General features: G+C 72.9%; 7 protein-coding genes. All 7 read left to right on the top strand.

The window, feature by feature from the left end; genetic code table 11:
* The first annotated feature begins 323 nt into the window (after window positions 1-323).
* Window positions 324-665, top strand: coding sequence for a WXG100 family type VII secretion target (locus FRZ03_RS35835; protein ID WP_079172270.1), 342 nt, complete (start codon window positions 324-326; stop codon window positions 663-665).
* Between the two features lie 61 nt (window positions 666-726).
* Window positions 727-1014 carry a WXG100 family type VII secretion target gene (locus FRZ03_RS35830; protein ID WP_070026593.1) on the top strand — a complete coding sequence of 96 codons (288 nt, stop codon included), beginning with the start codon at window positions 727-729 and terminating at the stop codon, window positions 1012-1014.
* Window positions 1015-1017: 3 nt separating this feature from the next.
* Complete coding sequence (locus tag FRZ03_RS35825) at window positions 1018-1572, top strand: hypothetical protein (RefSeq protein ID WP_146469243.1); 555 nt, start codon at window positions 1018-1020, stop codon at window positions 1570-1572.
* Window positions 1573-1664: 92 nt separating this feature from the next.
* Entirely contained in the window at window positions 1665-5045 is a 3381-nt protein-coding gene (locus FRZ03_RS35820) for a WXG100 family type VII secretion target (RefSeq protein ID WP_146469242.1), read from the top strand.
* Between the two features lie 121 nt (window positions 5046-5166).
* The gene (locus FRZ03_RS35815) at window positions 5167-5607 is read left to right on the top strand and encodes a YbaB/EbfC family nucleoid-associated protein (protein WP_146469241.1); all 441 of its coding nucleotides are present in this window, start codon (window positions 5167-5169) and stop codon (window positions 5605-5607) included.
* A 45-nt stretch (window positions 5608-5652) separates the two neighbouring features.
* Window positions 5653-6018, top strand: a complete 366-nt coding sequence (locus FRZ03_RS35810) for a WXG100 family type VII secretion target (protein WP_146469240.1) — start codon at window positions 5653-5655, stop codon at window positions 6016-6018.
* A partial coding sequence (locus FRZ03_RS35805) for a WXG100-like domain-containing protein (RefSeq protein ID WP_464862793.1) occupies window positions 6015-7833 on the top strand: 1819 nt, incomplete at its 3' end. The genes FRZ03_RS35810 and FRZ03_RS35805, both read left to right, overlap by 4 nt.

Raw genomic sequence — 7833 nt, 5'->3', positions numbered from 1 at the left:
ACCACGGCCACGCCCCAGGCCGAGGCGTCGGCACCGGCACCGGCACCGGCACCGGCCGCGAGCGCCGTACCCGCCGGGCCCCCGCCGCCGGCGAACGGCACGGCACCGGCCGAGGACCGGCCGGGACCGGCGGAACCGCCGCAGCAGCCGAGGTCGCTGGTGCAGACATAACAGACGTCCGCCCCGCCGGCGGTACGGCCTTCCGTGCCCCGGCGATCGGCGGGTGACCCCCCACCATCCGGCGCCGATGCGCAACCGAACCCGGTGTGACATCGCTGTCAACGGCTCCGGCCGGGCGCCGCAGGACGAGAGAGGACCAGACGATGGCACTGACGTCAGTCGAACTACAGGGAATGACCGCCGCCCAGGGCAGCTTCCAGACCGCCCTGGACGAGACCACCGGCTCGTACGCGCAGATGGACGGGCAGATCGAGGGTCTCAAGGCGAGCTGGACCGGCGACGCGGCGAACATCTACACCGCCGCCATGCAGTCCTGGCTGGAGGACTTCGACAAGGTCAACCAGGCACTGCGCACCATGCTGGAGAAGCTGGCGGAGAACACCAACGTCTACGCCAACACCCACGAGGACACCCAGCAGCGGGCCAACCAGGTCGCACAGCAGGTCGGCAGCGGCCACGTCGGTCTGCCGGGCTTCCCTTCCTGACCCGTCCCCGACCGACACCCCCCTTCGTACACGCATCCGTACTCGAGGAGCCGGACAGCAGATGGCCACGTACACCGTCCAGATGGAACAGGTCGACTACATCGTCGGCGAGATGACCACCATCACCCAGAAGATCAACCAGACCCTCGCCGACCTCGACAACGCGGCGAAGATGCACCTGAGCGAGTGGACCAGCGACGCGCAGCAGACCTACCAGCAGGTCAAGGCGCAGTGGGACGCCGCCGCCGCGGACATGACGCAGAAGGCCGCCTCCGCCACCCAGATGCTCGGCGAGATCAACGAGTACTACGTCAGCGGCGAGCGCCAGGGCGTTCGACTCTGGGGGTGACCTGTGTACGACTCTCCCCCACCGCCGATCAAGCCGCACAAGACGCCGCCACCGCCGAAACCCGAGCACTACGACGGCCAGACGACGATCGACGCCGGGCACGGCACACCGCCCCCGGCCAAGAGCTTCGACCCGCCGAACGTGCCGGGCGGCTCGGGCAAGCCGGGCAGTGGCACCAGTGTGGACACGCCGTCGATGGTGCTGTTCGCGGACAACATCGACAAATTGATCAAACCCGCGCGGGACGCCGCCACCGATCTGCAGAAGGTGCAGGTCGAACCCGGCGCGTTCTACCACGCGAACCAGATCCGGACGAAGGTCAACGGCCCGAACGCCGACTCCGGACTGAAGGACCAGTACATCAAGGTGTTCCAGGACCTGGCCCAGGGCCTGGGTGATCTGCGTGACGGCATCAAGCAGTTGGCGCAGCACTACACCACGTTGGAAGACGCCGGGAAGATGAAGGCGACGGATCTGCAGAGCGCCATGCAGAGCACATCCAGCGACTTCACCAGCCTGGTGACCGACGCCGGCGGGTCCGGCGGCGGAGCAAGTTGACGGGTGGTCACCGCCGTTCCCCGGCGCCGTACGCCGGCGGCCGGGGAACGGCGGGGGCCTGACAGCGGCGCGAGCAGGAGACTGGGGCACACATGGGCAGCCCGGACTACAACACCGGCGGGTTCAAGGACAGCGACGACGGCGTCTTCGGTGATCCCGGAAGCGATCCGGGCTCGATCCAGGACTACAACTCGTGGGACTGGAAACAGATCATGGCGGCGATCAACGGCATGGCCGCCGGTACCTCCTCCGACTCCAATGTGGAGCGGGCCAAGGGCATCTCCGACCCCCAGTCCCTGATGGACGCGGCCGGTCACTTCCTCAACGCGCAGGTGGTGCTCACCGGGATCGCCAAGAGCCTCGCCGACCAGGCGACCGCGCTGGCCGGCGAGAACGGCCCCTGGAAGGGGGCCGCCGCGGACGCCTTCCTCGACATGATCAACACCTTCTCCCGCCAGGTGAAGGCGACCGCAGACGTGCTCTCCGGCGGCGAGGCGGGCAACTCGGTGCCGCAGCAGCTCGCCGACAACTCGATCAACCTGCACAACGCGCAGGTCAAGATCGCGGACATCGACAGCTGGTACGCCAACCAGGCCGTGAAGATGGGCGTCAAGCCGATGAGCAACGGCCTGATCCCGATCCACGAGAAGCCCGAGCTGGTCGAGATGATGACCAACGACATGCGGGCGGTGCTCAAGAGCCTCGCGGGCGAGTACCAGGTCACCATCGACTCGGTGCACACCCCTCCCCCCGTGACCAGCCCCACCAACAGCCCCGATGTGCCGGACACCATTCCGGACCTGACCAACCCCGATCTCACCGACCCCGGCAACGCGCCCGACGTCAACGCGCTGGAACCGCAGCAGTTCGCCGCCCCCAGCGTCACGGGCACCCCGGAGATGCCGGCCATGGACACGATGGACGCGCTCGCCACGCCGTCGCCGTACTCCGGCGGCACCGGCGTGGACGGCAGCGGGCCCGGGCTGGACGGCAGCGGGCCCGGGCTGGACGGTCTGCCGAGCGATCTCGTCGGCAACGACACCCTCGACCCGAGCGCCCTGGATCACGCGCTCAACCCGACCGCGTTCCCGGGCGGCAGCGACCTCGGCGGCAGCAGCGACCTCGGCGGCGCCCCGACGTTCGCGCCCACCTCGATGCCCGGCCTCAACCCGCGCCTCAACCCGCGCGTCGGCACGGGCAACGGCACCGGGAAGATCCCGTCCCTGTCGGACAACCTGGCCGAGGACTCGTCCTCGTGGGGAGCCGACGCTCCGCAGAAGTTCCCCGGCAGCACCGACGTCGGCACTCCCGGCGGCCTGAACGCGGGCGAGGGGCTCAAGGACGTCTCCCCGGCGCATTACCCGGGCGGCCTCAACACCGAGACGGGCCTGCCCGAAGGCCTCGAGTCGCCCTCGATGCTGAACCACGCGATGGAGTCGTCGCCCTTTTCCGGCACGACGCAGGACGCCACGGGGACCGGCATGGGCGGTATGCCGATGATGCCCGGCATGGGCGGCGCCGGCGGCATGCCCCAGACCGGTGCCCCCGATCCCAGCGACGCCCGGGGCCTCCTCGACAACGAGGTCGCGCCCTGGACGGGCGACCCCACCGTGCGCGACGAGGTCGGCGGCCACGGCGCCGGCGCGGGCGGCGAAGGCCTTTCCCTGCCGCTGGACGAGCAGCACGCGGCGGCGTACCCCGGCGCCACCGGCCTCGGCATGGGCGGCATGCCCATGTCCCCGGCGGCCATGGGCGGCGCGGGCGCCCAGCAGAACGGCGCCCCGGACCCGAGCGACGCCCGCGGCCTCCTCGACAACGAGGCCGCGCCCTGGACGGGCGACCCCACCGTGCGCGACGAAGTCGGCGGCCACGGCGCCGACGCCGGCGGCGAAGGCCTCGGCCTACCGCTCGACGAGCAGCACGCGGCGGCGTACCCCGGCGCCACCGGCCTCGGCATGGGCGGCATGCCCATGTCCCCGGCGGCCATGGGCGGCGCGGGCGCCCAGCAGAACGGCGCCCCCGATCCCAGCGACGCCCGCGGCCTCCTCGACAACGAGGCCGCGCCCTGGACGGGCGACCCCGACGTGGAGCGGGAGATCGGCGGCGCCGGCGCGTCGGCGGGCGGTGAGGGGCTGGGCCTGCCGCTGGACGAGGAGAGAGCGGCCCTGGGTGCCGAGGGAGCCGCGGAGGGCACGGCCCTGGGGCCCGGCGGCATGCCGATGATGCCGGGCATGGCCCAGGGCGGCCCGGCCGCCCAGGCGGGCGCCGACCGGAGCGACTCCTCCGGGCTGCTGGAGCCCGACGCCGAGTCGTGGAGCGGCGAGCCGGACGTCTCCGAGGAGGTCCTCGGGGGTGCCGACGCGGGCGGCGAGGGCCTCGCCGGTCTGCCTCTGGCACCCGAGGCCGCGGAGGCAGTGGCGCCCGGGCTCCCCGAGGGCGTGATGATCGGTTCGGACGGGCTGCCCATCGCTCCGGAGCCGACGGCGACGCCGGTGGCGCCGGTGGCGCCCGCCGCGGAGGTCGCGGCCGCGGAGGTCGCGGCGCCGGCCGCCGTGGCGGGCCAGGCCGGTCCCGGGATGCCCGGCATGATGCCCGGCGCCGGCGCCGCTCCCACCGGGACGCAGGAGGAGCGGTCCGACTCCTCGGGCCTGCTGGCCCCCGAGGCGCTGCCGTGGACGCCGGAGGCGGAGACCGACGGTGAGCGTCCGGTCGTAGGAGCCCAGGAGGGCCTGGGCGAGGGCGCGTTGCCCGCCTCGCTGCTGGGTGTGGCGGCCGGGGCGACCGCGGCGGCGGTGGCCGGGACCGCGCTCGGCGCGGGCGCGGAGCAGCCCGGCGAGCGGCGCCACCGGCATCGGGACGAGGACGACGAGGCGGCGCTGATCGTGCTGCCGGCGGGCGGTGGCCGGGACCAGGGGCTGCCCGCCGCCGAGACCCCGGGGAACGGGGACGGCGAGGGGACGACGGCACCGGGGCCTCTCGCCGCGGACGACTCCCTCGACTCCTACGACGCCGAACTCCCCGACGACCACGTGGCGTTGGCGCCCGCGGCCGAGCCGGACGCGGAGGACACGGCGGCCTGGGACGGCGCGGGGGCGTCGTTCGTGCCGCTGCTGTGGTCGGTGCCGACCGAGGACGAGCAGGAGGTCCGGGCCCCCGGCTACGCCACCGAGGACGCGAGCGCCTGGGCCGGTGCCGAGGCGGCGGAGGCGGACGGTCCCCGGCTGTCCACCTGGCGCCCCAACCGGTCCGCGCCCGCGGCCCCCGGGGAGGCCGTCGTCCCGGCCGTGCCGCTGCGCTCGTTCACCGGCGACCCCTCGGAACTGACCGCCGAACTCCCGCCGCACGAGCCGGTGGAGGAGCAGGAGGACGAGGCGGAGGCGGAACAGCCGAGCCGGGGCATCGCCGACCTGCTGGTCCAGGAGAGCGACACCTGGGGCTCGACGAAGTCCGACGGCTCCGGAGCGGTGCTGTGACACCACCGCGGCCACCCGCCACCCGGCAGCCGCCACCCGCGCGGCTCCGTCCCGGCACGCGGCGCCCCTTTCCGGGCGCCGCGCCCGCCGCCGCGCCATCGCACGACGCAAGGAGACTCACGTGAGCAGCCCCTACGACCAGGAGATAGAGGACCTGCTTGCGCTGTACCGCAAGCAGCGCGCGGAGGCCGTCGAGGCGCGGCGCCGGATCAACGAGGTGACCGGCACGGCGACCGCGCCCCGGCAGACCGTCAAGGCGACCGTGAACGCGCAGGGCGAGGTCACCGCGATCGAGTTCCCCACCGGTGCGTACCACCGCATGGCGCCCAAGGAGTTGTCCGAGGCGCTGCTCACCACCATCCGCCAGGCCCGTGCCAACGCGCTGGAGGCGGTGGCGGAGGTCAGCTCCCAGGGTCTGCCCGCCGGGGTCAGGATCACCGATCTGCTGGAGGGCAGGGTGGACGCCGCGGAACTGCTGGCCGAGGAGCCGGGCATGCCCGACGAGGTGCGCGACTACATCGCCGAGGGGCGTCCGGACGCAGGGCGCGGGGACAACCGGTGACACCGGACGGCACACTCCACCACCACGGGATCTCGGGAGGAACGCATGGCTGACGGCGAGTTCTACGTCGACACCGACGGGCTGCGCAACCAGTTGCCGTACGTGCAGCAACTGGCGGCGCGGTTCCGGGACATCGGCAAGAGCCTGGAGGGCAGGCTCGGCGAGCTGGGCGAGTGCTGGGGCGACGACGCCACCGGCAAGCAGTTCTACGGGCAGTACGCCACGCCCAGGACGCAGATCATCGAGAGCACCGGGCAGATGGGCCAGCTGGTCGACAGCATGCACGACGGCATCCGGACCATGGCCGTCAATCTCGAACGCATGGAGGACCAGAACATCGAGGCCACCCGGCGCCTGCACGCCTCGACCGAGGCCAAGCCCGAGACGCGGGTGAAGAACACCAAGCCATGAGCATCGAACTGCCCCCGGAACTCGGTTGGGTCGCCAAGCTGGCCGTCGGACAGGACTGGCCCAAGGGCGACGAGGACAAGCTGCGCAGCCTGGGCGCCGCGTGGGACGACGCCGCGCGCCAGCTCACCGCCATCAGCCGCGAGATCGATCCCGCGACCAGCGGTGTGCTGAACAGCATCGGCGGCGAGGTGGCCGACGAGTTCGCCAACTTCACCCAGCAGCTGAAGTCCAACATCCCCGACATGGCCGAGGCGGCCGGGCAGTTGGGCGACCTGGGCAGAAACACGGGGTTGCAGGTCGAGTACGCCAAGTACATGATCATCGCGCAGCTGATCTGGCTGGCGGTGGAGATCGCCGAACTGGCCTTCTGGGCGCCCGAGGCGATCCCGGCCCTGGTCACCGGTGTGCGGGCGATCGTCAAGATGCTGCTGAAGCGGCTGCTGATCTCGATCGCCACGGGTGTCGGCTTCATGGTCGGCATGGACGCGGTGATCCAGGGGATCCAGTTCCTCAAGGGCGACCGCACCAAGTGGGACACCGACGCCACGCTCCAGGCCCTGGAGGGCGGCGCGATCGGCGGTGCGGTCGGCGGCCTCTTCTCGGGCGCGGGCTCGGCGATCGCGCCGAAGTTCGCGTCCACGCTGATCGGCAAGGGCCTCATCGGCGGCGCCTCCGGCCTCGTCACCACCGAGGTGATGTCCGAGATCTTCGGCGGCGAGAACGACATGGGCTCCGCGCTGACCTCGGGCATCATCGGCGCGATGGGCGGCGGCGGGGGCAGGCGCAGGTTCGGCGGCGGTGACCACACCGAGGTCAAGACCCCGGACCTCCACCTGCCGTCCACACCCGACCTCCACCTGCCCAAGCTGCCGCCGGGCGGCCCGGACCTGCCGGGCACGGAGAACCTGAGCACCGGCGGCCCGGGCAAGGGCGCGGGCACGGGCACGGGCACGGGTTCCGGCGAGGGAGGCGGCGGCATCAGGTCCGTCGGCACGGCCGGGGACGTCACCGGCCACACCGGCACGGGCACGGGCACGGGCACGAGCACGAGCACGAGCACGAGCACGAGCACGAGCAACGGCCGGGCGGTCGGCAGCGGTACGGCCACGACGGGGGCCGGCGGCGCGGGCGCCGGCCGGAACTCCGGCCTGGGCGGCGGCTCCGCGCGCTCCACGGCCCACCTCCCGGCCACCGAGTCCGAGGGCCACGTCACCGGCAGCGGCCTGCGGACCGGCACGACACCGCACGTCTCCGGTCAGCAGGGGCACTCCGGCGGGCTGCCCGGTTTCGAGACCACGCTCAACGGCGCCCACGGCACGGGCACGGCGCCGGCCGTCACGACGGGCGAGCACCAGGTCACGGACCCGACCAGCCACGCCGCACCCCATGTCACGGAGACAACCAACGAGCCCACACCCCACACCACAGACACAACCAACCAGCCCACACCCCACACCACAGACACAACCAACCAGCCCACACCCCACACCACCGCGAACCCGCATCCCGAGACCCGGACCACCGCCGATCAGCCCGAGCCCACGGCCACCGCCGTCGGCCAACCGCAACCGCAGACGACCGCGACGAACCAGCCGCAGTCCCAGACCACCGCCACCAACCACCCGCAGCCCACGGCCAAGGCGCCCACCGCCACCCAGAGCAACGCTCCGCAGCCGAGCACGGGGCCGGCCCGGCCGCACGCGCCGGTGACGGGAGGCGGCCGTCCGCCCACCGAGTCCGCGGGCACGCCCGCCCCGGTCCACGGCGTCCAGTCGTCGTCCTCCCCGCGCCCGGAGACGGAGTCCACCCCGCACC

This window comes from Streptomyces misionensis (assembly GCF_007896895.1).
In the GTDB taxonomy this organism is placed as follows: domain Bacteria; phylum Actinomycetota; class Actinomycetes; order Streptomycetales; family Streptomycetaceae; genus Streptomyces; species Streptomyces misionensis_A.
Note: the sequence above shows the minus strand (reverse complement) of the source record. Positions and strands in the feature narration are given on the sequence as shown.